Genomic DNA, 25,704 nt, shown 5'->3' with positions numbered 1-25,704 from the left:
GCGCCGGGTTTGTCATTTCAGCGCATCGAGTTCCGGGTAGTGGCGGAAGATACCCATCGTGTTGAAGGGAATGCGCCGTGGCGATTGCAGATACGTCGCGATGTTCGGCTGTGCGGCCACGCGGTCATGCAGCGCCACGAGATGCGGCAGCGTGCGTTCATAGCGCTGCATGTGACGCGGAAACGCATAGCGCAGCCCCGCCACGATCTGGAACAGCGACAAGTCCACATAGGTGAGCGCATCACGCACGGCCCAGGTCGGGCCGGCGGGGTTGCGATCGAGCACGCGCTCGAAGTAGTGCAGGAACTTGGGCGCGCGGTTGGTCAGGAAGTCCTGTGCGCGGCGCAGCGCTTCGGTCTGCTGGTCTTCGTAGTACTCGCACGAGGCAATCGGGTGGTGTGTGTCGTGAATCTCCACCACAAAGTCGGCAATCGTCAGTTGCAGGCCGTGCGTCCACAGACCGCCGGCCTCGTCCTGCGGCGCCAGGCCGTAGTGCTGGCCAAGGTACAGCAGGATGTTGGCCGTCTGCGCGATCACCAGTTCGCCAGCCACCAGAAAGGGCGGCGCGAACGGCGGTGTGATGATGCCGGCATCGTCGAGGAAGGTTTCGATGGCGGCCTCGTCTTCGCGGCCGAGGTCGGTGTAGGGCACCGCCGCCTGCTCGAGCGCGAGGCGCACGAATTCACCGCGGCCCTGGATCTCGGGCCAGTAATAGAGCGTGGTTTCCATGGTCGGGCTGAGTCGGGGCGGAAGCTGCGCTGCGTGCCGCATCGCAGCAGAAAAGGTGGCTGCAAACGATAATAGGCGGTCGCCTTCGCGCTTGTTGCCCGATTCTTTCGCCGTGAACGCCCCGTCATCCCTCAGCGCGCCTGCCGCCGCACCAACCCCCGCGCCCGCCATCGAACCGGCGGACCCTTCCCGTTGGTTGGTCCGGGGCCATCCTGGTTATCTGCGCGCCAATCTCGCGCTGTTTGCGGCGGGCTTCTCCACCTTCTCGCTGCTGTATTGCGTGCAGCCGCTGATGCCGTTGCTGGCGCATGATTTTGGCCTCACACCTGCGCAGACCAGCCTGGTGCTGTCGGTGTCGACCTTGCTGCTGGCGTTTGCGATCCTGTTTGCGGGGCTGCTGTCGGAGTCGATCCATCGCAAGACGCTGATGGGCGGGTCGCTGGTGCTGTCTTCCGGGCTCACCTTGTTGGCGGCGGTGCTGCCCGGCTGGCACGATCTGCTGGTCACGCGCGCGTTGCTGGGCATCGTGCTGGGCGGTGTGCCGGCCGTGGCAATGGCGTATCTGGCCGAAGAGGTGCACCCGCAAGGCCTGGGCATGGCGATGGGCCTGTACGTGGGCGGCACGGCCTTCGGCGGTATGGCCGGGCGCGTGTTGACCGGCGTGGTGGCGGACCACACCGGCTGGCGCATCGCCATGGGCGTGACCGGCGCGCTGTGCCTGCTGGCTGCGCTGGTCTTCGTCTGGCTGCTGCCGCCGTCGCGCCGCTTTGTGCCGCGCAAGGGCGTGGCGCTTGGCGACTTGCTCGACACGCTCGCCGCACATCTGCGCGAGCCCGGCCTGCGTGCGCTGTTTGCGATGGGCTTCCTACTGATGGGCGGCTTCGTCACGATCTACAACTACGCGAGCTTTCATCTGCTCGATGCGCCATATTCCCTCAGTCAGACGGCGCTTGGCGGCATCTTCATGGTGTACCTGCTGGGCATCGTGGCGTCTGCGTGGTTCGGGCGCATGGCCGATCGGCATGGTCGCGGCCGCATGCTGCTGGCGGGCACGGTGTTGATGTCGGCCGGTGTGCTGCTGACGCTGGCGGCGCCGCTGGTGCTGGTGATTGGCGGCATTGCGCTGCTGACCTTCGGCTTCTTCGGTGCGCACGCGGTGGCCAGCGGCTGGGTGGGGCGCCGCGCGCAGCGGGCCAAGGGGCAGGCTGCGGCGCTGTATCTGCTGGCGTACTACTTTGGGTCCAGCTTGATCGGCACGGCGGGCGGCAAGCTGTATGCGCCGTGGGGTTGGCCCGGTGTGGTGGCGCTGGTGACGGCGCTGATGCTCTGCGCGCTGGGCACCGCCACCTGGCTGTGGCGGCGTGCGCCCCTGCCGCCCGGCGCCAAGCGTTAAGCTGGCGCGCGCCGCGCCAACGGGTGAGGCGCGAGGGAATTCGGGTATGGTGCAGTGTTCTGTGTCTGCACGATCGCTTTCCTCATCATGTGCACCCAATTCCTGTTGTTGATGCGGCGGCTGCCGCTGCTCGGGCTGTTTCTCCTGATGCTGGGGGCTGCGCCAAATGTGGTGCATGCCGCGCCGGTGTCGTTCTCCAAGCTGACCAAGCTATCCGCTGCTGAGAGCAGCGCCTCCGCGCCGGCGGCCACCCCTGCGCAGACGCGCGAATCGCTCGATGCCGTCATCACGCTGCTCGACAACGATCAGCAGCGCGCTGCGCTCGTGGGTGAACTCAAGCAGTTGCGCGATGGCGTGACCGCGCAGCAGAAGATGCAGGCCGAGCAGGCGCCGGGGCTGCTGGGCGCCGTAGCGTCGCTTATCGAAAACGGCTCGGTTGAGGCCGACGTGGAAGCCGGCGCGCCGCGCTACTGGCTGCGCCGTATCGAGGCCGCCAGCGGCAACGCCAGCCTGCTCGTTGCGCCCGAGAAGCGCATGCACATCGTGACCGACTTTGTGGGGACCGTCGCCGTTTGGGCGGCCATTGCCGGCGGGCTGCTTGGCCTGGGCTGGCTGCTGCGTCGCATGTTCGGCATCCAGGCTGGGCTTGGCGCCCACCCGACCACGCGCGCGTTGTTTGTCGATGCACTCCGCAAGATCGGCCCGTGGGCGGTGTCGTTTGCCGTACTGATGCGATGGGAGCACGAGGCCACGCCGGGCTTTGTGCTGGCGGTGGTGCTGGCGTACGCCATCGTGTGGGGCGCGATCATCACGGCGGGTGTGGCGATGTTGTTCTCGCTGTTTGCCGGCAGTGCGCACCGGCGTGTGGCCGTGGAGTACCTGCTCAAGCACGGCATGTGGCCGATCTTCCTGACGGCCAGCCTGGGCGCCTGCGGTGATGCCCTGCTGGACCCGCGCGTGGCGCTGATGCTGGGCGGTGCGCTCAGCCTGCTGCTGTCGACCATCTGCAATGCGGTGTCGTCGATCATGCTGGCAGTGGGCGCGCTCTGGGTACGGCGCCCGATCGGCCAGTTGATCACCAACCGGCCGCTGGAACAGCGTCAGGGCGAGCACGCCGGCAACGAGCTCCGCCGGTTGATTGCCGCGCTGTGGCCGGTGCCGGTGGTGGTGCTGGCGGGCGTGACGGTGGCGGCCACGCTCACCATGCCCGACAACGTGGATGCCATCTCGCGCCGCGCGGTGATGACCTCGCTGCTGCTGGTGGCAGCGTTCTTCCTGACGGCGGTGGTGCGCCCGCGCGCGAGCTGGCGCTCGCACTTGAGGCTCACGCGCACGTCGCCGTATGTGGAGCGGCTCAAGCATTTCTTTGCGGCGCTGGTGCAGCTCGGCATCTGGATCGTCTTTGTCGAACTGGTGCTGCGTGTGTGGGGCCACACGTTGGTGGAGGTGACGCACAGCTCGGTCAACGGGCGGCGCATTGCTGATGCGATGGCGGGGCTGATCAGCACGGTGTTCGCCACGTGGCTTGCGTGGATCCTGCTCGATACGGCGATCCTGCGAGCGCTGTCGCCGGCCACGTCGCGCGCGCAGCCCAGCACGCGTGCGCGCACCATCCTGCCGCTGCTGCGCAACGGCCTGAAAGTCACGCTGATCGTGACGGCCGCCATTGGCGTGCTGGCCAACCTGGGCGTGAACGTGACGCCACTGGTGGCGGGTGCCGGGGTGATCGGCCTGGCGGTGGGCTTTGGTGCGCAGTCGCTGGCGCAGGACCTGATTACCGGCATCTTCATCCTGATGGAAGACACCATCAGCGTGGGCGATGTGGTGGATGTGGGCGTGGCTACCGGCACCGTCATCAGCCTGACCATCCGCACCGTGCGGCTGCGCGATGGCACGGGGGCGATCCATTCGATTCCGTTCAGCCAGATCAAGACTGTGCGCAACCTCTCGCGTGACTATTCGTTTGCCGATTTTGAGGTGCGCGTGGCGATGGATGCCGACCCGCAGAAGGCCATCGACCTCGTGCGCACGGCGGCCGACCAGATTGCCGGTGAGCCGCGTTTTGCCTACACGCTGCTGGGTGGGGCCGAGGTGTTTGGGCTGGACCGTTTTGATAGCAGCAATGGCGGCGCGATGATCGTCAAGGGGCGCTTCAAGACGCTGCCGCAGAAGCAGGCCGAGGTGCTGCGTGCTTTCAACGTTGTGCTCAAGGATGCGTTTGATGGGGCGAAGATGCCGCTGGCGACGCCGGCTACGGTGTTGCGGACGTCGCCGGCGTTTGAGCAGTGGATGACGCAGGTGGGTGGGGAGAAGGTGGCGCCGGCTTCCAATGAACCCCCTGCGGGTGCGCCGGCCTAAAGGCGTTGGTGGTTTGCTGCTGTTTCGTCCCCTGCCGGGGCCGACTCACTTTCTTTGTCTTGCCAAAGAAAGTAAGCAAAGAAAGGCGCGCCCGAGATGGCGACTTCCCCTTGAATTTATGTCGCAGAGAGGGGAAGGGGAAAACTCGCTGCGCTCAGACAGTTCCCCTTCCTTTTTCCTCTCAACAGAAATTCAAGGCGCCATCTAGGGCAGGGTACGGCCACACCGTCTGGGCGCGGGTGTTGGCGCTGGGTTGGTTTGCGTGGCCGTTGCCTGGTTTTAGAACCCGTGGCGCATGCCGACCATCACGCCGGTTTGCGATGCCTTTGGCAGCGCTGCGGCCAGGACGGTGCCGGCATCTTTCTGGTGGGTGTAGTCCATGCCGACGTACAGCCACGTGCGCTTGCTGACCACGTAATTCATGAGCGCGTAGGCCGTGTAGCGCAGGCCATCGGGGTTGCGTTGGCGCGTGGCCATGCCGCCCACCACCAGGTTGTATTGGCCGCTGAAGTCGTACTTCACGCCGCCCAGGATCAGGTCGTTCTTGGTGGGCGTGCCATCGCGGTAGTTGATGTAGCCGAGCATGAGCTTGGCGGAGCCGACTTGCACGCTGCCGCCCGTCGTCCACGTGCGGGTGGCGACCGAAAGCAGGTCCTTTTGCTGTTCCCATGCGCCGCCCACGGTGACCGGGCCGCTGGCGTAGTTAAGCGACAGCGCGCTGTAGTTGCCCGCAGAGAATGCGCCCGCCTGTTCGCCCATGCCGACCATCACGCCGGGGCGCAGGCCATTGAAATCGCCCACGTACTTGACCGCGTTGTCGATGCGTACGCCGGTGGCGGTGACGTGCCACGCGGTCGCGCCCAGGTTGCCGATGGAGAGCGCGTCGTACTGGCCGGCCGTGTTGAAGACCAAGTTTTCCTGACGCCCGAACGTGAGCGCGCCGAAGCCGCCTTCCAGGCCAACATAAGCCTGACGCCCGAACAGGCGCGATGTGGCCGGTGTGACTGGCTTGTAGCCGCCCAGGCCCATGTCGTTGGTGGAGCCCACGCCCGTGTCCGGTGCGAAGCCGCTGACCAGATGGAACACGGCCTTCAGACCGTTGCCCAGGTCTTCCGAGCCGCGAATGCCGAAGCGGCTGCCGCTGTAGTAGCCGCCGACTTCTTCTGCCTTGCCGTGGCCGGCGGCGTCGTTGTTGGTGCTGTAGCGCAGGCCGGTTTCCATCACGCCGTATAGCGTGACATTCGATTGCGCGTGCGCGGCGCTGCAGGCAAGCAGGCCCGCCAGTGCCGTCAGTCTGATCGCGGACAGCGGAATGGAACGGATCGAAGTGGTCATGTGGCTCCCCTATTGTCGTAACGACTGTTGTGTTGGCCGGAATGGGTTTCCGGATTGGCTCGGGGGCCGACTCTCAGGCAAGTCTTGCCTGTAAGGGTTGAAGTTACGCGCGCACCGGCAAAGCGCCGCGCACGCCGCGCCGGTTGGGGCGTTGCCCGGTCTTTGTGCGGCGCGCGTAAACCGCGGACTTACAGATTCTTGGGGGTTTTCCCTCGGGCAAGCGGTGCGGCACGGGGCTGCCGCTACACTGGCGACGCTCTTGTCCGACTGTGACTGTTCGCCGCCATGCCTTCGCTCTCCGTGCCCGTACTCAATGCCTTGCGTGACCAGTTGCCCGCGCTCTCGCCGGCGCAGCAGGGGGTGGCGCGGCTGATCCTGGAGGCGCCGGAGCTGTCGCTCGAACAATCGGTGGAGACGCTGGCCGTGCGCGCCGGTGTGTCGATGCCGACCATCGTGCGGATGTGCCAGGCGCTCGGCTTCGAGGGCCTGCGCGAGTTCAAGGCCACGCTGGCTGCCGAGCTGGCGCACGCGCAACCGACGCTGCCGGGCCACGTTGGCCGGGCCGATCCGCCGGCGCTGGTGGCAAGCAAGGTCATCGACGGGGCCACGCGCGCGCTGGCACGGCTGCGCGACACGCTCTCCGCCACCCACGTCGACGCCGCTGCAGAGCGCATCGCCCGTGCGCGCCGCGTGGATTGCTATGCCGCCGGTGCAGCCTCGTCGTTCATGGCCAACGACATGCAGTCAAGGTTGATGCGGCTGGGGCTGGCGTCCAACGCCTACTTTGATGCGCACCTGCAGTTGGTGTCGGCCGCCACGCTGGGGGCATCGGACGTGGTGGTGGCGTTCTCGCACGTGGGGCGCATGCCGTATCTGCTGGAGTCGATTGCCTATGCGGCGGAGCAGGGCGCCTGCGTGATCGCCATCACCCAAGCGGGCACGCCGCTGGCCGAGCGCGCACAGATCGCGCTGACGGTGGATGTGCCGGAAGATGCGGTGATGCGGGTGGGCACCGAGGCGTACCTGGTGCATCTGACGGTCATCGAGATCCTGATGACCTGTGTGGCGCAGCGCCGCGATGAGATGGTGCGCGCGCGCATGCGGGCGATCCAGCGGTTGCTCACAGAACGGAGCGTGGATCGCCCGTAAGGCGGGCAAGCGTTACAGCCGGGCGATCACCAGCCCAAGCGTCAGCAGGCTCCCCAGCCCAAAGATCGTCCAGCCGACCGTGCGCCGCTTGGTGGTCAGCACCCACAGCCACAGGCCCGAGATCGACAGAAAGATCAGGCAGCCGGCCAGCGTATCCACCAGCAGAATCCACGGCACCGTCATGCCGATGCCCTTGTGCAGATTGTTGAGCGTGGCGAGGACGCCGTTGTCGGTCTGGCGGATCGATACCGAGCGGTTGCCGGCCCAGTACTCGGCCTGAACCTGCGTGGTGGCATTGCCGAAGCTGAAGGTCCACTGCTCGGGCTGCATCAGCGGCTTGGCGGTGTCGCGTGGGGCGTCGCCTTCGGTCTTGGCGGTGCTGTCCCCCGAACCTTCCTTATCTTCCCTGCGGCCTTCCCCCTTGGCCGGACGCTCAGCCCAGGCCACGGGCTTGGCCTTCTCCACGCGGACGCGATTGGCAGGTTCCGGCGTGTTCAGCGCCTGCTGCAGCCACGCCCCCATGGCTTCAGGTGTGGCGGGCACCGGGTCGGGCAGGGCGATCTGCGTGTTGGTGCGCTGTTGCGCCACGGGCAGCTTCAGCACGGCACGGTGGTTCAACCAGATGCCGGAGATGCCGAAGATCAGCCCCATCACCGCACCCCACAGCCCGAACCAGCCGTGCGTCTTGCGCAGCCAACGCACCAGGGTGGCGCGGCGGTTGGCGGGGTGTTCGGCCTTGGCCTTGGCCGGCCGGGCGTTTGCCGCCGGCTTGACGCCGGGTTCGGCCGAAAGAGGGGGATGCGACAGGTCGGTCATGATGCACATGGCGACACTGCGGCCGCCGGTGGGGGACAAATCGACCGGCCAATATAAATGAGAATGATTCTCGTTGCAACGCGTGTGCGCTTACAACGTAATTCGCTCCAGCGCCCGGCGTGATGCCTCATCCGCCGGATAGAAACACTCGATGCGCATTTCCTGCAGCCCCGCATCGCGCGGTGTGCCCAGCGTGGTGAGCGTGGTGAACAAAGAGAGCGTCACACCGTCGCGCTGCAGGGCCACGGGCAGGAAGGGCAGCGGATCGCCGGCGCTGGCGGCGGCGGGCGATGGCGGCGTTTCCGCCGCATCGAACAGCGCGGGCTGCAGCGCGCGAATGTCATTCAGCAGGCGCTGCGTGGCGGGGTCGATGGCGTGCAGGGCCAGTTCCTGCCGCACACGCCGGGCGAGGTAACGGCCCACTTCTTCGCGGTTCACGATCGCCGGCCACAGCCCGGTCGGGTCGAACACCAGCTTCATCAGGTTGACGGCGCCAGGTGTCCCCTCGGAGCGGTCGTCGCCGATGGCCCAGCGCATCAGGCGCCGGTGCGCGGCGTTGGCGTCGAGCAGATGCCAGAAGCGGTCGAGCACGATGGCCGGGTAGGGCGCCTGCTTGTCGAGGATCAGCTTCACCGCGTGGCGCACCGCCTGCATCATCGGCGAGGTCTCGTCTGGCGGCGTCGTCAGCCCTTGCTCCGGATACGCGGGCGCAAAGCCGGCGGCCAACAGCATCTGGTTGCGATGGCGCAGCGGCACGTTCAGCTCTTCGGCCAGTTGCAGGATCATGTTGCGGCTCGGTGCAGCGCGCGCCGATTCCAGAAAACTCACATGCCGCTGCGACACCCCGGCTGCCAGCGCCAGGGCCAGCTGGCTGTAGCCGCGTCGGGTGCGCCAGAAGCGCAGCAGTTGCGGGAAGCGGGTCAGCGCGACTTCGGGCGGCTCGGCGCCGGCTTGGGCGGCGTCGGCGTCATCCAGCACGGCGGTGCTGTCGGCGGAAGAGGTCTGGGCGGGTTTCATGGCACCTATTGAAGCAGAGTCGGGTAGGTGCGGCGATTACCTGTCGCGTAATTGTGACCGTCACCCCTGCCGCCCATACTGCCAGCATCCCCGACACCCCGAGCGGAGTGCCCCATGCAGCGCGAACCGATCGACTACCCCGCCGATGCGCTTCCCACCCGCGAAGACCACGTGCGCACCGCCGACGGCTGGACGCTGCCCGTGACCGTCACGAGCCCGGGCCTGGGCGCACACGGCACGGTGGTGATCTGCTCAGCGCTGGGCGTGCCGCGCCAGTTCTACGGCGCGTTTGCCCGCGGGCTCTGCCTGGCCGGCTGGCGTGTGGTGACGTTCGACTATCGTGGCATTGGGGACGCATTGGCCACCGGCCCGGGCATCCCGCGCTTTGCAGACTGGGGCCGGCGCGACATCGACGCCGTGCTCAAGTGGGTACATGACACGCTCGTCCCCGAGGGCTGCGGGGGGCGCAGGCTGGTGGTGCTCGGCCATAGCGCGGGCGGACAACTGGCTGGGCTGGCGCCGCACATCGTGCATGCCGATGCGCTGGTGCACGTGGCGGTGTCGCTGGCAAACGCACGGCTGTGGCCCTGGCGCGGGCTGCTCAGCCGGCCGCAGCTGGCGTGGTTGCTGAACGTGCGGATTCCGCTGGCGGTGGCGCGTGTACAAGGTGGTCGGGGTGGCATGTTGCCGCTGTCTGACGTCGGGATGGGGCCGATGGCGATTCCGGCCACCATCCTGGGCGATTGGGCGCGCTTTGCCCGGCAGCGCGGTTACCTGTTCGCGCCGGGCACGGGCCTGGATACCTCTCGCTACCCGAGGCTCGCGGTGCCGCTGCTCGCCTGGGGGTTTGATGACGACCCGATGGCGCCTGCCCGCGCCATCAATGCGCTGGTTGCGCAGTTTCCCGCCGCCAGCGTGACGCGCCGGCAGGTGGGCGGCGCCGCGCTGCCAGCCAAGGGTGTCGGCCACATGGGCTTTTTTCGCGCATCGTCCGGTGCGCCATGGTGGCGTGAAACCGTGGCGTGGCTGGACGCGTTGCGCACCCGCGCCTGAGGTCCGGCGAACTTAGAACGTGTAGACGACGCCCGTGCCGCCAAAGTAGCTCTGCTTGTTCTGCACGATCGGGCTCTTGGCGGCGTTGCCCAGCAGGCGCGTGGTGCCGACCGCCGTCTGCATGGCCCAGTGGCGCGAGAAGGCGTGCGTCCAGGCCACCGTTACCGATGCGGCCTGCAGACCGCTGCCCGCGTCGTACTGCGCAAAGCCGCTGTTGATCGATTGCTGCGGCGTCACCCCGAAGTACGTCTGCATGTACTTGCGCGAGCCGAAATGCAGGCTCGGGCTCACGCTGATCTTGTTGGTGCCCCAGCTCGCCAGCGGCGTTGCCATGTCGATGTGCCCGGACCAGCCGCGCTCGCGGTTGGTGAGCGGCACTTCCAGCGAGGCGGTGGCCGAGGTCTCGCCGATGATCTTGCCGCCCACCGTGAACACGCCCAGCAGCGAGCCCTTCACCGTGCCCATGCCCTTCAGGTGGTCCGAGCCGGGGCGGCCGAAGCGGTTGGTATCGGAGCGGCCCGGGTCATACGACAGCGCGGCTGAAGCGAACATGCCGTTCAGGAAGCGGATGGCATAGCCCGCACCGCCCTGGGTCGGGTCGATGAACCAGCCGTTGCCGAAATCCGCCCGGAAGCCCGGGCCGGCCGTCACGGTGTACTGCTTGCCGCCCTGATAGCGCGGTGCCACGCCCGCGTTGAGCGACAGCGAATACGACGCATCGTCGGCATACACGGCCGACGGCGCCAGCCAGATGCCGGAGAGCACGGCCAGATAGGGAACGGAGAAGCGCGGGGAGAGACGCGGGGGGAGACGATTGAGCACGTTGGACCTCTTGTTGGATCTCTTGAGAGAGAGTCCGAAGTCTGGCGAGAGGCCGCGCGCACGTCTGTCTGGAAATTGCCGGGAAGTTGTGCGCAATTGTGCGCGAGTGTTTGCAAGTTTGCCCCCCCACTCCACTCGCAAGCCGGCCGCCGTACACTGCGCCCCATCAAAAAGAAAAACGGGGGCGAACGGACCATGACGGCGATGACCGACAAACCGCTCAAGACCAAGGTGCTGCTGATTGAAGACGACGACCGTCTCGCGCAGCTCATCAGCGAATACCTGGGCAATTACGAATTTGCGGTGGAGGTGGTGCGCCGGGGCGACATCGCCGTGGCGGCTGTGCGTGAACATGAGCCGGCGCTGGTGATTCTTGACCTGATGCTGCCGCACCTGGACGGTATGGAAGTGTGCCGGCGCATTCGCGGGTTCTCACGCGTGCCGGTGTTGATCCTGACGGCGCGCGTGGATACCTACGACCAGGTGGCGGGTCTGGAGATCGGCGCGGACGACTACGTGCTCAAGCCCATCGAGCCGCGCCTGCTGGTGGCACGGGCCCGTGCGCTGCTGCGCCGCGCCTTGCCGACCATGTCGAATTCGGAACCGGCCGCGCCCCACGACGACACGCTCGTCTTTGGTGAGCTCGCCATCTCGCCGCCCAATCGCACCGTCACCTGGCGCGGCCAGCCGGTCGACCTGAAGACGGCCGAGTTCAACCTGCTGCTGATCCTGGCGCGCGCCGCGGGCACCGTGCTCAGCCGCGACGACATCCTCAAGCAACTGCGCGGTATCGAGTTCGACGGGCTGGACCGCACTGTGGATTCGGGCATCTCGCGCCTGCGCCGCCGCTTTGGCGATGCCTCGCCCGAGCCGCACAAGATCAAGACGATCTGGGGGCGCGGCTATCTGTTCAGCCCCTCGGCCTGGGAGGATTGAGGCGTGCTCAAGTCCCTACTGAAGCTCTACGCCATGGTGGTGCTGGCGGCCGCACTGGCGCTGATTGGCGTCAACAAGTCGTTCGTCTGGCTGTTTCACGACACCCTCACGCACGGTGAGCGCGAATTGCGCAAGGGCTACGCCTTTACGCTGCAGGACTACCTGGACCGTGCCGGCCCGGCAGGCCGCGACGCCGCGCTCGCGCGGCTGAACGAGCACGCGTGGGAGCGATTCGATTTTGTCGATCCGGACACCGTGCCGGAGTTGTCTGCCCAGCAGCGGCGCGATCTTGCCGAGCACAAGCTGATCCTGATGACCAACGGCCGCGACTACTACCTGCCATTGCGCGACGGCACGGTGCTGCACGCCTACGCTGCGGACATGGAGTATCTCGGTATTCAGCTGATCGCCTATTCGCTCATTGCCATTGCCGCGTTGTTGCCGCTGCTGGCCTGGGTCTGGCTGCACTGGCGCGATCTGCGTGCGCTGGAAGAGGCGGCGCGCGGTTTTGGCGCAGGCAAGCTGTCGACGCGTGCACATCTGCACAAGCGCTCCAACGTGTTCGGCCTGGCGCGCCAGTTCAACGACATGGCCGAGCGGATCCAGGGCTCGATCCAGCACCAGCGCGAGATGATGAACGGCATCTCGCATGAGCTGAAGACGCCGATTGCGCGGCTGGAATTCGGCATCGCGCTGTTGCAGTCCCCCGTGCCAGAGGCGCAGCGGACCCTGCGCCTGGACGCCCTGCGCCGTGACGTGCGCGAGCTGGACGAGCTGGTGAGCGAACTGCTGGCCCTGAGCCGTCTGGAGCAGGGCGCCACGCACCTCGTGCTGATGCGCGTGGCGGTGGGCGAGTGGCTCGACAGCGTGGTCGCCAGCGTCGCCAACGACGTGGCCGACCGCCAGCTCACGCTGGCCGTACATATGGAGGCGGCTCCCGCGCACCACGTGTGCGATCCGCGCCTGGTGGCGCGCGCACTGCTCAACCTGATCCGCAACGCCGCGCGCTATGCGCGCAACACCATCACCGTTCGGCTGGAGGCCGGCCACGCCGGTGCGCTGCGCCTGACCGTGGAAGACGACGGCCCGGGCATCCCGGCGCCGGACCGTGCGCGCGTGTTCGAACCGTTCCTGCGCCTGGATGCCAGCCGCGATCGCCATACCGGCGGCTTCGGCCTGGGCCTGGCGATCGTCCGCCGCATTGCGCTGGTGCACGGCGGTGAGATCCGCCTTGATGCTGCTGAGGGCGGCGGCGCGCGCTTTGCGATGCTGCTGCCGGCGATGAGCGAGCCGCCGATCTAGGGCCTGTCATCCAATCAAACGCGCGAGGACGTTTGATTGGATGGCAGGCCCTAGGCGTCGCCCTCAGAGCCGGGCCGGTGCAGGAACGCGCTGGGGCTCTGCCCAAACGCCCGACGGAACATCGCCGAGAACGCACTCTGGCTGTTGTAGCCCAGCGCCTGCGCCACACGTGCGAGCGGCACCCCCTTCGACATCATCGGGATGGCGCTGGCGAGCACCGCCTGCTGGCGCCACTGCGAAAAGCTCACACCCAGTTCCTCACGAAAGCGCCGCGCCAGCGTGCGCTCGCTGGCGCCCACGTCGCGGGCCAGGGCATCGAAGGTCAGCGGCGTGCCGGGGTCGGCCATCACACGCTCACACAGCGCGCGCAGGCGCTTGTCGGTGGGCATGGGCAAATCCAGCGGCAGCGGGGCACTGTGGCGGACTTCATCGAGGATGAGGGCGCCCAGCGCCTGCTCGCGCGCGGGCGGCAGCGGGTGGTGCACGTCCATCGCCGCGATCAGCTCGCGCAGCAACGGCGACACCTCCATCACGCGGCATTGCGCCAGCGTGCCCGTCGCCAGGGACGGGTCGGCATACAGGGTGCGCAGGAACGCCGCCTCGACCACCCATACCTCATGCTCGATGCCGGGCGGAATCCAGATGGCGCGCGAGGGCGGCACCACCCAGGCCGTGTCGCCGGCCTGCACGCGCAGCACGCTGTTGTGGCTGTACGCCACCTGTGCCCACGGATGGGTGTGGCGCGGGAAGCGCGTGTTGGCGTCCATCTGCCGCGTGTACAGGCGCACCGGATGCGCCGGCGAGGGCGGGGTACGGCCTTCGATATCGGTGGGCAGGAGGCGCTGCGGCATGGGAGGTGGGGCGCGTTTGCGACAGAAGCGGTCGAGTGAGTCTAAAACGACCCCGGCGGGACTTGTCGAAGCCCCTGCGCAATGGCAGGCTATCGCCCGCGCGAGTTATGTTTCGCGCAACCAGAACGACAAAGTGGGCTGCCTAGGTGGCCTCGACAATAACGCCGTTGCCCACGAGGTGGCGGTGAAGGGTGCTAGCAATGCAAACGGGAAATCACACGCGCAGCCGGGGGGCGCGCGGAAGGACCTGGCGCGGCCGGCCGTGGGCTGCCGTGCTTGCGGTCTCGCTCACGGTGTCTGCGGCGCTTGCTGCATCGGCTGCCCGTGCCGACATCAGCATCATCCAATCGCTGCCGTTATCCGGCACGCAGGCCTCCACGGGGCGCGCACTCAATGCCGGCGCCCGGCTGTATTTCGACTGGCTCAACCTCAGCGGCGGCATCAACGGCGAAAACATCCGCCTGGTCGCCCGTGACGACGAGCAGAAGGTCGAGCAGACCCTGCGCAACGTGCGCGACATGGCCAAGATCGACAACCCCGTGGCCGCGCTCACCATTGTCGGCACCGCCAATGTGGAAGCGCTGATGCGCAGCGGCGTGCTGGCCGAGGCGAACCTGCCGCTGGTGGGCCCGGCCACCGGTGCTACCACCATGACCGGCGATCCGCTGGTGTTTCCCATCAAGGCGAGCTACCAGCAGGAGATGGACAAGATGGTCGGCGCGCTGGTCACCATCGGCATCACGCGCATTGGTGTGCTGTACCAGGACGATGCACTGGGCAAGGAAGCGCTGGGAGGCATCGAGCGCACGCTCAAGCCGTACAAGCTGGCGATTGCGGCCACCGCCTCGTACCAACGCAACACGGCGATGGTGGGCCCGGCGGTGGACAAGCTGCTGGGTGCCGATGTGCAGGCGATCTTCCTGGGGGCCACGGCCGAGCCGGCCGCCCAGTTCGTCAAGCAGTACCGGGCACGCGGGGGCGGTGCGCAGCTTCTCGGGCTGTCGTCCATCGACCCCGGCATCCTGCTCAAGACGGCCGGCATCGAGGCGGTGCGCGGCTACTCGCTGGCGCTGGTGATGCCCAACCCCGGCAAGAGCGTGAACCCCGTCATCCGTGAGTTCAACCGCGCCCGCACGGCAGTGGGCGCCAAGGATGTCGACCTGTCATTCCGCGCGGTGGAGGGCTTTGTGGCCGCCAAGGTGCTGGCCGAGGCCCTGCGCCGCGCCGGCCCCAAGCCCACGCGCGACCAGGTGCGCCGCGAGCTGGCCAACCTGCGCAACTTTGATGTGGGCGGTGGGTTTGTGGTGGATTTCTCCGATCGCACGCGACCGGGCTCGCACTATGTGGAACTGGGCGTGGTCGGGCCGAACGGGCTGGTGATTCAGTAAGCGGCGTTAAGCCGGCTGCGTTGGGCCGACGCGATAGTGATACGCGTAGGCCTCAACAAAGCTCAGCGAGCGGTACAGGCTGAGCGCTGGCACGTTCTCGGCGCTGACCTGCAGATAGGCGGTGACCGGCGTACCAACCGTGCCCTGGGTACGCGCCCAGCCGAGCATCGCGTCCGTCACGGCACGCCCCAGCCCGCGGCCGCGCGCGGCGCTCGCCACGCGCACATCGAACAGGCCGACATACGCGCCGTCTGCCACGGCCAAACCGATTCCCAGCGTGGTGCCATCCGCTTCGCGCAGCGTGATCGCCGCGTGCGGGCGGTCGAGCGCGTCGAGCATGGTGCGGCGCGTGGCATGTCCGCGCGCATTGAGGCCGTCGAACTGCGCGAAGGCGTCGTGCCAGGGTTCGGGGATCGCCGTGTCGATGCTGACGGTGATGCCGTCAGGCAGCACTGCCGGCCCCGCGGGCGCCAACTGCGCGGTCATGACGAGGCTGCGGTCGGTGATGCGGTAGCCGCGCGCTTCGAGCAGCGCATCGGCCTCGGGCGAGGCCAGCGGTGTAACGCGCACGATAGCCGGGAAGCCAGCGCGGCGGTAGAAGGCTTCGATGCGGTTCAGTCGATCCGCATCGAGCAGCGCACCCGGTGCGCGCGGGTTGGCGGAGTTGGCCCGTTTGGCCAGGCCCCCCGCCATGCGCAGCACCCAGGGGCCGTCTTCGATACTGTGTTCGGGCGGCAGCGCGGCAAAGCCGGCGTGCTCAATCGCGACAATGTCGCTCAGGCCACCATGCATGCCGCCCGGGTTCTGCATCGCTCGGTCAGGCAGCGGGGGCCGTGCCTGCGCCGTGCACATGCTTGCCGGCCGGCTTGACGATGGCCAGCGTGGCCACCAGACCGCACAGCGCGGCAAACGACACCCAAACGCCCGGCATCGCCTTGTTGCCCGTCTCGTGGATCAGCCAAGTGGCAATAGCCGGGGTAAAGCCGCCGAAGATGGCCGTGGCCAGGCTATACGCCAGCGAGAAGCCGGTGGTGCGCACTTCCGGCGGCATGATCTCGGTGAGCGTGACGACCATCGCGCCGTTGTAGCTGCCGTACAGGAACGACATCCACAGCAGCACGGTCAGCATGCGGGCGAACGACGGGGCGCTCACCAGCCACTGCATGGCTGGGTAGGCCGTCAGCAGCATCAGCACGGTGAAGAGAATCAGCAGCGGGCGGCGGCCGACGCGGTCAGACACCGCACCCATCACCGGCAGCCAGAAGAAGTTCGATGCACCCACGCACAGCGTGACGATCAGGCTATCGAAATCCGACAGGTGCAGCACGCTCTTGCCGAAGGTCGGCGTGTAGGCGGTGATCAGGTAGAACGACACCGTGGTCATCACCACCATCAGCGTGCCGGCGCCCACCAGGCGCCAGTTCTGGCCCATCGAGCGGAACACGGCGGCCAGGTCCGGGCGGTGCTTGCGCTTCTGGAACTCTTCCGTCTCTTGCAGCGAGCGGCGGATGATGAACAGGAACGGCACGATCAGGCAGCCGACGAGGAACGGCACGCGCCAGCCCCACGCGCTCATCTCAGACGGCGGCAGCAGCGACGACATCAGCACGCCCAGCAGCGCGGCAAACATCACCGCCACTTGCTGGCTGGCCGATTGCCAGCTCACGAAGAAGCCCTTCTTGCCCGGGGTGGAAATCTCGGCCAGGTAGACCGACACCCCGCCCAGTTCCACGCCGGCCGAGAAGCCCTGCAGCAACCGGCCGATCAGCACCAGCAGCGGCGCCGCCAGCCCGATGGTGGCGTAGCCCGGCACCAGCGCGATCAGCAAGGTGCCGCAGGCCATCAGCGCGAGCGTGACGATCAGGCCCACGCGGCGGCCGTGACGGTCGATGTAGGCACCCAGGAAGATCGCGCCCAGCGGCCGCATCAGGAAGCCGGCGCCAAACGTCACCAGCGACAGCATCAGCGAGAGGAACTCGTTACCGGCTGGGAAGAAGGTGTCGGCAATGGCCTTGGCGTAATAGCCGTAGACCATGAAGTCGTACATCTCCAGGAAGTTACCGCTGACCACCCGGAAGATGGCGCGGGCCTTGGATTCGTTGGGGTTGTGGTTATGCATGGTGTGTCTCACTCAACAGCTTGGGGTATTGCATGAAGATGAGGCGGACAGCGTTGCGCGGGCTGCCTCATAGAACGTGGTGATGTGGTACGGGGTGCTCGACGGCATGTCGGTGCGCAGGCGCTGGCCGGTGGCGTCGATGACTTCATGCCAGCCGTGGGCATGCAGAAAGCGCGCCGACCAGGCCGGCAGCAGGCGCGCAACCATGGAGCCCTGCGTTTCGGTGCACAGCGCGAGTGCCCGGCCGTATTCGGTCTGGGCCCAGATGCGCTGGGTGGTGTCGCGCGGCGTGCCGTCCAGGTTCAGCGACAGGCAGACGCCTTGCGTCTCGGCATCCACGCCCAGGCGGCACGCGGCGTCCACCGCCCGGCCGAGGGTCTCGGCCAGTTGCCGGCCGGCGTCCGAGCGGGTGAACACATCGGCATGTGCGCGCACGAGGTAGAACCACTCGAACTGGTGACCGGGCTCGATGCGGTTGTCCGCATTCGGCTCGTCGATGGGTAGCTCAGTGATGCTGCCGGTGCGCGGCTCGATGAAGCGCGCCAGGATGCCCTCGGCCAGCGTACGCACGCCGGCTTCGGCCCAGGCGGGCGGTTCGTCCAGCGCGGCGGCGGCCAGGTAGGCCTCGGTCAGGTGCATCACCGGGTTCTGCGCGACACCCGATAGGGTCTCGGTAAAGGTGGCGTCCATGGCGGCCACCGGCAGCGGTGTGGTGCCCGATTCGCCAGCGGCGCGCACAAAGCGCTGCGCGATCACGTCATGTGCGTCGTGCATGAGCGCGGCGGCGCGCGGGTCATCGCTAACGGCCAGCCAGTGTGCGGCGGCAAACAGCACGAAGGCGTGCGTATACAGGTCTTTGCTGCTGTCTTGCGGCGCCAGGGCGCTGTCGATCGAGAACACCCAGCCGCCGTGGAGCGTGTCGCGAAAGCGCGTATCCAGCGCATGACACAGTGCGGCGGCGCGCTCGGCGCAGAGATCGCGGTGTTTGGCGGACAGCCGTGTCGCACGGGCAAACGTATACAGCTGGCGTGCGCACGCCATGGCCCGGTAGCGAGCCGTGGAGGCGGGCACCAGCGCGTCGTTTTCAACGACGAGCGCCTCATAGCAGAGACCCGCCTGTGCGTTCCAGCCCGGCCCGAGCCACATGGGCAGCAGGATGTCGTCGTAATAGCGGTCAAACGCCTCCAGGGCCGTGGCCGCGACAGTCGCAGGGGACGGTTCGGCAACGCCGGCAAGCGGTAGCGTGGAAGACAGTGGAAGCATGTGCGCCGTGAGAATCGTGGCGGAGTGGGCCGGAATCTTGGGCCCCAGGCCCGGTAGGGCGTAGATTGTGCGCCAATTGAAGGATAGGCGCCACGCGCGGTGCGTGGAATCCCAATTGCGGAGCAGGGTTGTGGGTCCAATGAAAGCTTTCTGTCGGATGCTGCCTGGGCGAGGGATGTGCCACACTGCATGGACTCTGGCTCCGCCCTGATCCATGCATCGTCGCGACCTGCTCAAGCAGTTGGCCGCCGGGCTGCTCGCCCTGGCGCCCGGTGTCCCCCGTTGCGCCACGCCCGGCGCCACCCCCCGCGCCACGCCCGGCGCGCCGGAACCCTTTGACGAAACCCGCCTGCTGGCGCGCGCCCGGGCCCTGGCGGATCGGCCATATCGGCGACGCAGCACGCAGTTGCCGCCACCGCTGGCAGCGCTCGACTGGGACGGCTATCAATCCATCGGCTCCCGCGCCGATCACGCCTTGTGGGCCGGGCAGCACCTGCCGTTCGAGGCGCGCTTCTTCCACCTGGGGCTGTTCTTCAAATCGCCGGTGCGCATGCACGAAGTCGTGGACGGGCAGGCGCGCCTGATCGCCTACGACCCGGCCATGTTCGACTACGGCCGCAGCGGGCTGGACCACCAGTCGCTGCCGGCCGATCTCGGCTTTGCGGGCTTCCGGCTGACCACCAGGGCCGATCCGACGCGCGATGTGGCTGCCTTCCTGGGCGCGAGCTACTTCCGCGCGGTGGGTGGGCAGTGGCAATACGGCATGTCGGCGCGCGGGCTGGCGATCGACACCGGCCTGCCGCGCGCCGAGGAGTTTCCGGATTTCACCGAAATCTGGTTGGTGCGCCCGTCGACGGATGCCGAGGTGTTGCGCGTTTACGCTTTGCTCGATTCGCCCAGCGTGGCGGGTGTCTACCGCTTTGACATCCGCCCGGGCGACACGCTTGTGATGGACGTCCGCACCACGCTCTATGTGCGCAAGCCGATCGAGCGGCTGGGCATCGCGCCGCTCACCAGCATGTTCCTCTATGGCGAAAACGACCGCGCCGACCGTGCTGGCGACAGACGCAGCGCTGCCCGCCGCTGGCGTGCGTCGGACTGGCGCCCGGAAATTCACGATTCCGATGGGCTCGCCATCTGGCGGGGCTCGGGCGAGTGGATCTGGCGGCCGCTTGCCAACCCGCCCGCACTGCGCAGTCAGCGCTTTGCCGACGACGGCCCGCGCGGCTTCGGCTTGCTGCAGCGCGACCGCAATCCCGATCACTATCAGGACGACGGCGTGTTCTACGAGAAGCGCCCGAGCGTGTGGGTCGAGCCCACGCACGATTGGGGGGAGGGGGCGGTCGAGCTGGTTGAGCTGTCGGCCAATGACGAGACCTTCGACAACATCGTGGCGTTCTGGCGGCCGGCGGTGGCGCCGCGCGCTGGGCAGGAACTGGCGTTCGGTTATCGGCTGACGTGGGGCGCGCAGCCAGCGGCGGCTTCACCGCTGGCACGTGTTGTCGCCACGCGCACGGGGATTGGCGGTGTTGTCGGGCAACCCCGCAAATATCTCTCCTGGCGGTTTGTGGTGGATTTTGCGGGTGGGGAGTTGTCGCGCTTGGGGCGTAGCACCGCTGGGTCGACGGTGGAACCCGTCATTCGGGCTTCGCGAGGGCGGGTGGAGATTGCTTCGGCGCGGCCGCTGGCCAGTATTGATGGCGTGCGGGCGATGTTTGATGTGGTGCCGGATGCGAGTAATGCGCCGATTGAGTTGTCGCTGACGTTGCAGTCTGGGGAAAGGTTGCTTTCGGAGACTTGGGTGTATCAGTGGACGCCGCCGGGGGATCGGGCGGTTTGATCTTTGTGTTTGCTGGTGGTGCATCCTGCGTTTCGTCCCCTGCCGGGGCCGACTCACTTTCTCTGTCTTGCCAGAGAAAGTAAGCAAAGAGAGGCGCGCCCGAGATGGCGACTTCCCCTTGGATTTTTGTCGCGGGGAGGGGAAGGAGCCAAACTCGCTGCGCTCAGACAAGGCTCCTTCCTTTTTCCTCCCCGCAACAAAAATCCAAGGCGCCATCTAGGGCAGGGTACGGCCACACCGTCGGAATGCGTGAGCTGGCACCAGCGCGAGCGTCGAGGTCAATCGCCAGATGGCTTCTCGCTGAACTTCTCCGCCATCGCTGCCCAACCTTCTGGGCCTAGCTTCTCCATCGTCGCGATGTTCCGCTCATAGATGTCCGCTGCATCTGGTACGGCCGCGGCGGCACGGGCGATGCTGTCTTCGCGCAGCAGGTGCAGGATCGGGGCGGGGGCGCGGTTGGTAGCGTTGGCAATGTCGTCTGGGTCCGCATCGGCAAAGACGAAATCGGGGTGGAAGCTGGCGAGTTGCAGTTCGCCTTCGTAGCCGGCTTTGGCGAGCAATGCCTCGGCGCGGTCGGTGAGGGTGTGGAAGTCGAAGAAATCCGCTAGCGCGGGGACGATCAGCAGGGTGGTGTCGATCTGTGCGGCGGGCGTGGTGTGCAGCAGGTCGGCTTCGGCGCGCAGGTGGTCGAGCACGTCGCCGTCCATGGTGGCGCGGCTGACGACGTAGCGGACCTGGCGTTTGACGTGCACGGCCTTGGCGAAGGGGCATAGGTTCAGGCCGATGACGGCGTCTTCGAGCCAGCGCTGCACGCGAGCGACGTGGTCGGCGGCGGCGTCTTCGGGCAGGGGCAGGGCGTCTGCGGGCGGGTCGAGCAGGGTGAAATCGGGGGTGGAATCAGGCACGGCGCAGCATCCGGGGAGAACCAGCGCGCAGTGTAGTGCATGGCCCGGGAGCGGTTCTTGCGCCACCAAGGGTGTTGTCTCTTGCAACGCTCCGGCACGTGATCTTTGATGCGCGCCGAGACCGTTTTTGTGGTGCGTTGCGCGCCGCTTGAGTGGTCAGACATTCCCGTGACTGTGTAAAAGAAGGAGCCCAACCATGATTGAACTGCGCCTGAAAACCGCCCTCGCCGTGGCCGCCACGCTGGCTGCGTCGGCTGCTTTCGCACAGATGACGCCGGCGCCGCAGACTTCGCCGGAGACGACCGGCACTGTGCAGGCCGCACCGCAAGGTGGACCGGCCACTTCGTCGTCCGACCCGCTGGTGCAGAAGCGCATCGAGGACAAGGCGGCCAGCGATGAATACAAGGCCCGCAAGTCCGACGCCAAGGCTGCCTACAAGGAAGAAAAGAAGGCCGCGAAGGCCAACCGCAAGGCTGAACGGAAGGAGGCCCGTGCCGAGCGTAAGGAAGCCATGAAGGAACAAGGCGGCCCTGCGCAGACGCCGAACAGCGAAGGCAAGTAAGCAGCTGACGGCATCATGAAAAAGGCGACCCTCGGGTCGCCTTTCTCGTGGTGCCAATGGGTTTGGCTTAGTGCCCGCGCGAAGCTGTCGGCAGGCGTACCTGTGCGACGGCCATTTCCCATTGTGCGATTCGGCTGAGCGCTTCGTCCCGGCTGATGACCGGGTGGAATGTGCGGGAGGCGCGCCATTGCTGGGCGACCTCGTCCTCGCCTTTGTAGAAGCCGGTGGCGATGCCGGCCAGGTACGCCGCACCCAGCGCCGTGGTCTCGATGATCTCGGGGCGCACGACTGGGATGCCCAACAGATCGGCCTGGAACTGCAGCAGCAGGTTGTTGGCCGAGGCACCGCCGTCCACGCGCAGCTCCGAGATGGTGGAAACGGCGTCGCGCGTCATGGCTTGCAGCAGCGCGGTGCTCTGGAAGGCGATCGACTCCAGCGCGGCCCGTGCGATGTGGCCGATGGTCGTGCCGCGCGACAGGCCGACGATGGCGCCTTGTGCGGTCGGGTCCCAGTACGGTGCGCCCAGGCCGGTGAAGGAGGGCACGAACACCACGCCGCCGGAATCCGGTACCGACGCAGCGAGGCCTTCCACATCGGCTGACCGCTGGATGGCGCGCAGGCCGTCGCGCAGCCACTGCACTACCGCACCGCCGACGAACACGCTGCCTTCCAAGGCGTAGCTGCGCTTCGTACTGCTCTGGCAAGCCGCCGTGCTGATCAGGCCGTTGTGCGATTGCACCGCCTTGTCGCCCGTGTTGAGCAGCATGAAGCAGCCGGTGCCGTACGTGTTCTTGGCCATGCCGGGCTTGAAGCAGGCCTGACCGAACAGGGCCGATTGCTGGTCGCCTGCAATGCCGCCGATGGTGAGCGAGGCGCCGAGCCAGTCGGCATCGGTCTGCCCGAATTGATACGCAGAGGGATGCACCTCGGGCAGCAGGCTCGGGTGGATGTCGAGCGCACGCATCAGGTCGGCATCCCATTCGCCGGTGTGGATGTTCCACAGCATCGTGCGCGAGGCGTTGGACACATCCGTCACATGCAGGCGGCCGCGCGTGAGTTGCCACACGATCCAGCTGTCGACGGTGCCGAAGGCGAGTTCGCCACGCGCGGCGCGCTCACGGGCGCCATCGACGTGGTCAAGAATCCAGCGCAGCTTGGTGGCGGAGAAATACGGGTCGATGACCAGGCCGGTGCGCTTGCGCACTTCGTCTTCCAGGCCTTCGGCGCGCAGGCGCTCGCAGATGCTCTCGGTGCGGCGGTCCTGCCACACGATCGCGTTGAAGATGGGCTTGCCGGTGGCACGTTCCCACACGACGGTGGTCTCGCGCTGGTTGGTGATGCCCAGCGCGGCCATGTCGGCGGCCGTCAGCTTGGCTTGTTCGAGTGCAGCGCGGCAGGTGGCGAGCTGGCTGTTCCAGATGTCGAACGGGTCGTGCTCTACCCAGCCGGGCTGCGGGAATTGCTGCGGAAACTCCTGCTGGGCACTGGCGACGATCTGGCCGGCACGGTTGAAGACGATGGCACGTGAGCTGGACGTGCCCTGGTCGAGCGCGAGGAGGTATTCCATAAGACAGATTCAGTAAGCCGCCGGGGCAGCGTGAGCCGGCCCGGCGGTGGGTGAAACGGAAGCAGGCATGGTAGCCCGCCGGTCGAGGGTGAGTCGATCCGGCGGAGACCTAAATTAACGAACCTTGCCTTCCTTCCAGGCGGCCAGCAGCTTGTCGTAGGCCACCGTCTCGCCCTTCGGACGCTCGTTGTCGAGCTTCTTCCACGGGGCGTGCTCAGCCGACAGCCACTTGGACGGATCGCTTTCCGGGTTCAGCTTGGGCGCGCAGTTCTTCATGCCGGCGCGCTGCAGGCGGCCCATCACCTGGTCCATTTCCTTGGCCAGGTTGTCCATCGCACCTTGCGGGGTCTTCTCGCCGGTCACGGCCGTGGCAACGTTCTTCCACCAGAGCTGGGCCAGCTTCGGATAGTCGGGCACGTTGTTGCCGGTCGGCGTCCAGGCCACGCGGGCCGGGCTGCGGTAGAACTCGATCAGGCCACCGTACTTGGCTGCGTTCTTGGTGAAGTAGTCGCTGTGGATGTCCGAATCACGAATGAACGTGAGGCCGGTGATCGACTTCTTGAGCGACACGGTCTTCGACGTGACGAACTGGGCGTACAGCCACGCGGCCGAGCGGCGCTCGAACGGGGTGGACTTGAAGAACGTCCACGAGCCGACGTCCTGGTAGCCGTTCTGCATGCCGTCCTTCCAGTACGGGCCGTGCGGCGACGGCGCCATGCGCCACTTGGGCGAGCCGTCGGCGTTCACGACCGGGCCCGGCTTGGTCATCGGCGCGGTGAAGGCGCTGTACCAGAACACTTGCTGGGCGATGTGGCCTTGTGCGGGCACCGGGCCGGCCTCGTTGAAGGTCATGCCGGTCGCCTCGGGCGGGGCGTACTTCTTCATCCAGTCGATGTACTTGGTGAGCGCGTACACGGCGGCCGGGCTGTTGGTGGCACCGCCACGCGAGACCGATGCGCCCACCGGTGCGCAGTTTTCCGCACGGATGCCCCATTCGTCGACCGGCAGGCCGTTCGGGATGCCCTTGTCGGCGGAGCCGGCCATCGACAGCCACGCATCGGTAAAGCGCCAGCCCAGCGACGGGTCCTTCTTGCCGTAGTCCATGTGGCCGTAGACCTTCTTGCCGTCGAGCTCCTTCACGTCGTTGGTGAAGAAGTTGGCGATGTCTTCATAGGCCGTCCAGTTGACGGGCACGCCCAGGTCGTAGCCGTATTTGGCCTTGAACTTCTCTTGCAGGTCTTTGCGGGCGAACCAGTCGGCGCGGAACCAGTACAGGTTGGCGAACTGCTGGTCGGGCAGCTGATACAGCTTGCCGTCCGATGCCGTGGTGAAGCTTGTGCCGATGAAGTCCTTCAGGTCCAGGCCCGGGTTGGTGAACTCCTTGCCTTCGCCGGTCATGTAGTCCGACAGCGGCATGATCACACCGTAGCGGTAGTGCGTGCCGATCAGGTCGGAGTCGGAGATCCAGCCGTCGTAGATGCTCTTGCCGGATTGCATCGAGGTCTGCAGTTTTTCGACGACATCGCCTTCCTGCATGATGTCGTGCTTGACCTTGATGCCGGTGATCTCTTCGAAGGCCTTGGCCAGCGTCTTCGATTCATAGGCATGCACGTCGAGCGTTTCCGACACGACGTGGATCTCGGTCACGCCCTTGGCCTTGAGCTTGGCCGCGGCGTCGATGAACCACTTCATTTCCGCCATCTGCTTGTCTTGCGACAGCGTGCTGGGCTGGAATTCGCTGCTGACCCACTTCTTGGCTTCGGTCTCGCCGGCGTGTGCTGCGCCGACTGCCAGGGCGCTTGCCAGTGCAATGGCACTGATCTGAAGCGTCATGCGCCAGGATGTTTTCATCGGTATCTCCATTCTGTTTGTTGTTCTCCCCGCAGCGAAAACATCCGGCATTCCGACGCGGGGAGCGTGGTGGAATGCCCTTGCCCGACCATCAATTCGGGCGTGGAAGCGTCAACCCGTACTGACGCCCCCGGACCTACGAAACCGATTGCGCGTCAACCGCGCCACATGATCAGAACCAACACCACCATCGAGGCGATGAAGCCGCCCCAGGCACCGGTCTCTTCCGACGTCAAACCGACCCACGCCAGGTTGATGTAGGCGGCGGTCAGCAGCCCGATGAAGAGGCGGTCACCGCGTGTGGTCGCAATCGGCAGGAAGCCCTTGCGCTCCACCGTCGGGCGGCTCACCTCCCACACCGTCATGCTGGCCAGCATCAACGCGATGCAGGCAAAGAAAGTCGCCACTTCGGGCGTCCAGGCCATCCAGCTGAACATGGCTGTGTCTC

Annotated in this window: 21 protein-coding genes and 1 pseudogene; 9 read left to right on the top strand and 13 right to left on the bottom strand. The window is 66.7% G+C overall.

Annotated elements, in window-relative coordinates; genetic code table 11:
* Window positions 1–12 precede the first annotated feature (12 nt).
* A complete protein-coding gene (locus tag V6657_RS15705) occupies window positions 13–729 on the bottom strand; it encodes a glutathione S-transferase (protein ID WP_048933378.1) in 717 nt (238 codons plus the stop codon).
* 112 nt (window positions 730–841) lie between these two features.
* Here V6657_RS15705 and V6657_RS15700 point away from each other — a divergent pair, with 112 nt between their 5' ends.
* Together V6657_RS15700 and V6657_RS15695 are read left to right on the top strand one after the other, a co-directional pair.
* Window positions 842–2,122: an MFS transporter gene (locus V6657_RS15700; RefSeq protein ID WP_048933468.1), complete on the top strand. Its 1,281-nt coding sequence runs from the start codon at window positions 842–844 to the stop codon at window positions 2,120–2,122.
* Window positions 2,123–2,209: 87 nt separating this feature from the next.
* The gene (locus V6657_RS15695; RefSeq protein ID WP_048933377.1) at window positions 2,210–4,480 is read left to right on the top strand and encodes a mechanosensitive ion channel family protein; all 2,271 of its coding nucleotides are present in this window, start codon (window positions 2,210–2,212) and stop codon (window positions 4,478–4,480) included.
* A 279-nt stretch (window positions 4,481–4,759) separates the two neighbouring features.
* Here V6657_RS15695 and V6657_RS15690 read toward each other — a convergent pair whose 3' ends face one another.
* Entirely contained in the window at window positions 4,760–5,815 is a 1,056-nt protein-coding gene (locus V6657_RS15690; protein ID WP_048933376.1) for a porin, read from the bottom strand.
* Between the two features lie 285 nt (window positions 5,816–6,100).
* Here V6657_RS15690 and V6657_RS15685 point away from each other — a divergent pair, with 285 nt between their 5' ends.
* Complete coding sequence (locus V6657_RS15685; protein ID WP_048933375.1) at window positions 6,101–6,964, top strand: MurR/RpiR family transcriptional regulator; 864 nt, start codon at window positions 6,101–6,103, stop codon at window positions 6,962–6,964.
* A 12-nt stretch (window positions 6,965–6,976) separates the two neighbouring features.
* Here the strand turns inward: V6657_RS15685 and V6657_RS15680 are convergent, their stop codons facing one another.
* Window positions 6,977–7,780, bottom strand: coding sequence for a PepSY-associated TM helix domain-containing protein (locus V6657_RS15680; protein ID WP_048933467.1), 804 nt, complete (start codon window positions 7,778–7,780; stop codon window positions 6,977–6,979).
* Between the two features lie 90 nt (window positions 7,781–7,870).
* Window positions 7,871–8,806, bottom strand: coding sequence for a helix-turn-helix transcriptional regulator (locus V6657_RS15675; protein ID WP_137884897.1), 936 nt, complete (start codon window positions 8,804–8,806; stop codon window positions 7,871–7,873).
* Window positions 8,807–8,911: 105 nt separating this feature from the next.
* On the opposite strand from V6657_RS15675, the gene V6657_RS15670 reads away from it, so the two are divergent.
* Window positions 8,912–9,850, top strand: a complete 939-nt coding sequence (locus V6657_RS15670; protein WP_048933373.1) for an alpha/beta fold hydrolase — start codon at window positions 8,912–8,914, stop codon at window positions 9,848–9,850.
* A gap of 12 nt (window positions 9,851–9,862) precedes the next feature.
* Here V6657_RS15670 and V6657_RS15665 read toward each other — a convergent pair whose 3' ends face one another.
* On the bottom strand, window positions 9,863–10,672 hold the full coding sequence (locus V6657_RS15665) for a MipA/OmpV family protein (RefSeq protein ID WP_048933372.1): 810 nt from the start codon (window positions 10,670–10,672) through the stop codon (window positions 9,863–9,865).
* A 204-nt stretch (window positions 10,673–10,876) separates the two neighbouring features.
* On the opposite strand from V6657_RS15665, the gene V6657_RS15660 reads away from it, so the two are divergent.
* Entirely contained in the window at window positions 10,877–11,608 is a 732-nt protein-coding gene (locus tag V6657_RS15660; RefSeq protein WP_048933466.1) for a response regulator, read from the top strand.
* A gap of 3 nt (window positions 11,609–11,611) precedes the next feature.
* Window positions 11,612–12,910 carry an ATP-binding protein gene (locus tag V6657_RS15655; RefSeq protein WP_048933371.1) on the top strand — a complete coding sequence of 433 codons (1,299 nt, stop codon included), beginning with the start codon at window positions 11,612–11,614 and terminating at the stop codon, window positions 12,908–12,910.
* 50 nt (window positions 12,911–12,960) lie between these two features.
* Here the strand turns inward: V6657_RS15655 and V6657_RS15650 are convergent, their stop codons facing one another.
* Window positions 12,961–13,761 carry a helix-turn-helix transcriptional regulator gene (locus tag V6657_RS15650; RefSeq protein ID WP_048933370.1) on the bottom strand — a complete coding sequence of 267 codons (801 nt, stop codon included), beginning with the start codon at window positions 13,759–13,761 and terminating at the stop codon, window positions 12,961–12,963.
* 200 nt (window positions 13,762–13,961) lie between these two features.
* Here V6657_RS15650 and V6657_RS15645 point away from each other — a divergent pair, with 200 nt between their 5' ends.
* On the top strand, window positions 13,962–15,149 hold the full coding sequence (locus V6657_RS15645) for an ABC transporter substrate-binding protein (protein ID WP_048933369.1): 1,188 nt from the start codon (window positions 13,962–13,964) through the stop codon (window positions 15,147–15,149).
* Between the two features lie 6 nt (window positions 15,150–15,155).
* On the opposite strand, the gene V6657_RS15640 is transcribed toward V6657_RS15645, so the two are convergent.
* From V6657_RS15640 to V6657_RS15630, 3 genes and pseudogenes are all read right to left on the bottom strand, one after another.
* Window positions 15,156–15,959 (bottom strand): GNAT family N-acetyltransferase, encoded by an 804-nt coding sequence (locus V6657_RS15640; protein WP_048933368.1) that lies wholly within the window; start codon window positions 15,957–15,959, stop codon window positions 15,156–15,158.
* Window positions 15,960–15,966: 7 nt separating this feature from the next.
* On the bottom strand, window positions 15,967–17,268 hold the full coding sequence (locus tag V6657_RS15635) for an MFS transporter (RefSeq protein WP_048933367.1): 1,302 nt from the start codon (window positions 17,266–17,268) through the stop codon (window positions 15,967–15,969).
* Window positions 17,269–17,276: 8 nt separating this feature from the next.
* Window positions 17,277–18,531, bottom strand: a pseudogene (locus V6657_RS15630) (AGE family epimerase/isomerase).
* A 214-nt stretch (window positions 18,532–18,745) separates the two neighbouring features.
* Between V6657_RS15630 and V6657_RS15625 the strand changes: the two are divergent.
* A complete protein-coding gene (locus V6657_RS15625; protein WP_048933365.1) occupies window positions 18,746–20,371 on the top strand; it encodes a glucan biosynthesis protein D in 1,626 nt (541 codons plus the stop codon).
* Window positions 20,372–20,649: 278 nt separating this feature from the next.
* Here V6657_RS15625 and V6657_RS15620 read toward each other — a convergent pair whose 3' ends face one another.
* Window positions 20,650–21,276 carry a DUF1415 family protein gene (locus V6657_RS15620; protein WP_048933465.1) on the bottom strand — a complete coding sequence of 209 codons (627 nt, stop codon included), beginning with the start codon at window positions 21,274–21,276 and terminating at the stop codon, window positions 20,650–20,652.
* 196 nt (window positions 21,277–21,472) lie between these two features.
* Between V6657_RS15620 and V6657_RS15615 the strand changes: the two genes are divergently transcribed.
* Window positions 21,473–21,838, top strand: coding sequence for a hypothetical protein (locus tag V6657_RS15615; RefSeq protein ID WP_048933364.1), 366 nt, complete (start codon window positions 21,473–21,475; stop codon window positions 21,836–21,838).
* A gap of 67 nt (window positions 21,839–21,905) precedes the next feature.
* On the opposite strand, the gene glpK is transcribed toward V6657_RS15615, so the two are convergent.
* From glpK to V6657_RS15600, 3 genes are all read right to left on the bottom strand, one after another.
* Window positions 21,906–23,405, bottom strand: a complete 1,500-nt coding sequence (gene glpK / locus V6657_RS15610; protein ID WP_048933363.1) for a glycerol kinase GlpK — start codon at window positions 23,403–23,405, stop codon at window positions 21,906–21,908.
* A 114-nt stretch (window positions 23,406–23,519) separates the two neighbouring features.
* On the bottom strand, window positions 23,520–25,256 hold the full coding sequence (locus V6657_RS15605; protein WP_048933362.1) for an ABC transporter substrate-binding protein: 1,737 nt from the start codon (window positions 25,254–25,256) through the stop codon (window positions 23,520–23,522).
* A 155-nt stretch (window positions 25,257–25,411) separates the two neighbouring features.
* A complete protein-coding gene (locus tag V6657_RS15600; RefSeq protein WP_048933361.1) occupies window positions 25,412–25,693 on the bottom strand; it encodes a DUF2160 domain-containing protein in 282 nt (93 codons plus the stop codon).
* Between the last annotated feature and the right edge of the window lie 11 nt (window positions 25,694–25,704).

Source organism: Ralstonia sp. RRA (assembly GCF_037023145.1).
Taxonomy (GTDB): Bacteria; Pseudomonadota; Gammaproteobacteria; order Burkholderiales; family Burkholderiaceae; genus Ralstonia.
Note: the sequence above shows the minus strand (reverse complement) of the source record. Positions and strands in the feature narration are given on the sequence as shown.

Coding starts and splice junctions, on each gene's coding strand:
- V6657_RS15705 (WP_048933378.1), bottom strand. CDS start 729: ATGGAAACCACGCTCTATTACTGGCCCGAGATCCAGGGCCGCGGTGAA.
- V6657_RS15650 (WP_048933370.1), bottom strand. CDS start 13,761: ATGCCGCAGCGCCTCCTGCCCACCGATATCGAAGGCCGTACCCCGCCC.
- glpK (WP_048933363.1), bottom strand. CDS start 23,405: ATGGAATACCTCCTCGCGCTCGACCAGGGCACGTCCAGCTCACGTGCC.
- V6657_RS15645 (WP_048933369.1), top strand. CDS start 13,962: ATGCAAACGGGAAATCACACGCGCAGCCGGGGGGCGCGCGGAAGGACC.
- V6657_RS15680 (WP_048933467.1), bottom strand. CDS start 7,780: ATGACCGACCTGTCGCATCCCCCTCTTTCGGCCGAACCCGGCGTCAAG.
- V6657_RS15640 (WP_048933368.1), bottom strand. CDS start 15,959: ATGCAGAACCCGGGCGGCATGCATGGTGGCCTGAGCGACATTGTCGCG.
- V6657_RS15690 (WP_048933376.1), bottom strand. CDS start 5,815: ATGACCACTTCGATCCGTTCCATTCCGCTGTCCGCGATCAGACTGACG.
- V6657_RS15670 (WP_048933373.1), top strand. CDS start 8,912: ATGCAGCGCGAACCGATCGACTACCCCGCCGATGCGCTTCCCACCCGC.
- V6657_RS15695 (WP_048933377.1), top strand. CDS start 2,210: ATGTGCACCCAATTCCTGTTGTTGATGCGGCGGCTGCCGCTGCTCGGG.
- V6657_RS15635 (WP_048933367.1), bottom strand. CDS start 17,268: ATGCATAACCACAACCCCAACGAATCCAAGGCCCGCGCCATCTTCCGG.
- V6657_RS15625 (WP_048933365.1), top strand. CDS start 18,746: ATGCATCGTCGCGACCTGCTCAAGCAGTTGGCCGCCGGGCTGCTCGCC.
- V6657_RS15600 (WP_048933361.1), bottom strand. CDS start 25,693: ATGTTCAGCTGGATGGCCTGGACGCCCGAAGTGGCGACTTTCTTTGCC.
- V6657_RS15605 (WP_048933362.1), bottom strand. CDS start 25,256: ATGAAAACATCCTGGCGCATGACGCTTCAGATCAGTGCCATTGCACTG.
- V6657_RS15615 (WP_048933364.1), top strand. CDS start 21,473: ATGATTGAACTGCGCCTGAAAACCGCCCTCGCCGTGGCCGCCACGCTG.
- V6657_RS15685 (WP_048933375.1), top strand. CDS start 6,101: ATGCCTTCGCTCTCCGTGCCCGTACTCAATGCCTTGCGTGACCAGTTG.
- V6657_RS15660 (WP_048933466.1), top strand. CDS start 10,877: ATGACCGACAAACCGCTCAAGACCAAGGTGCTGCTGATTGAAGACGAC.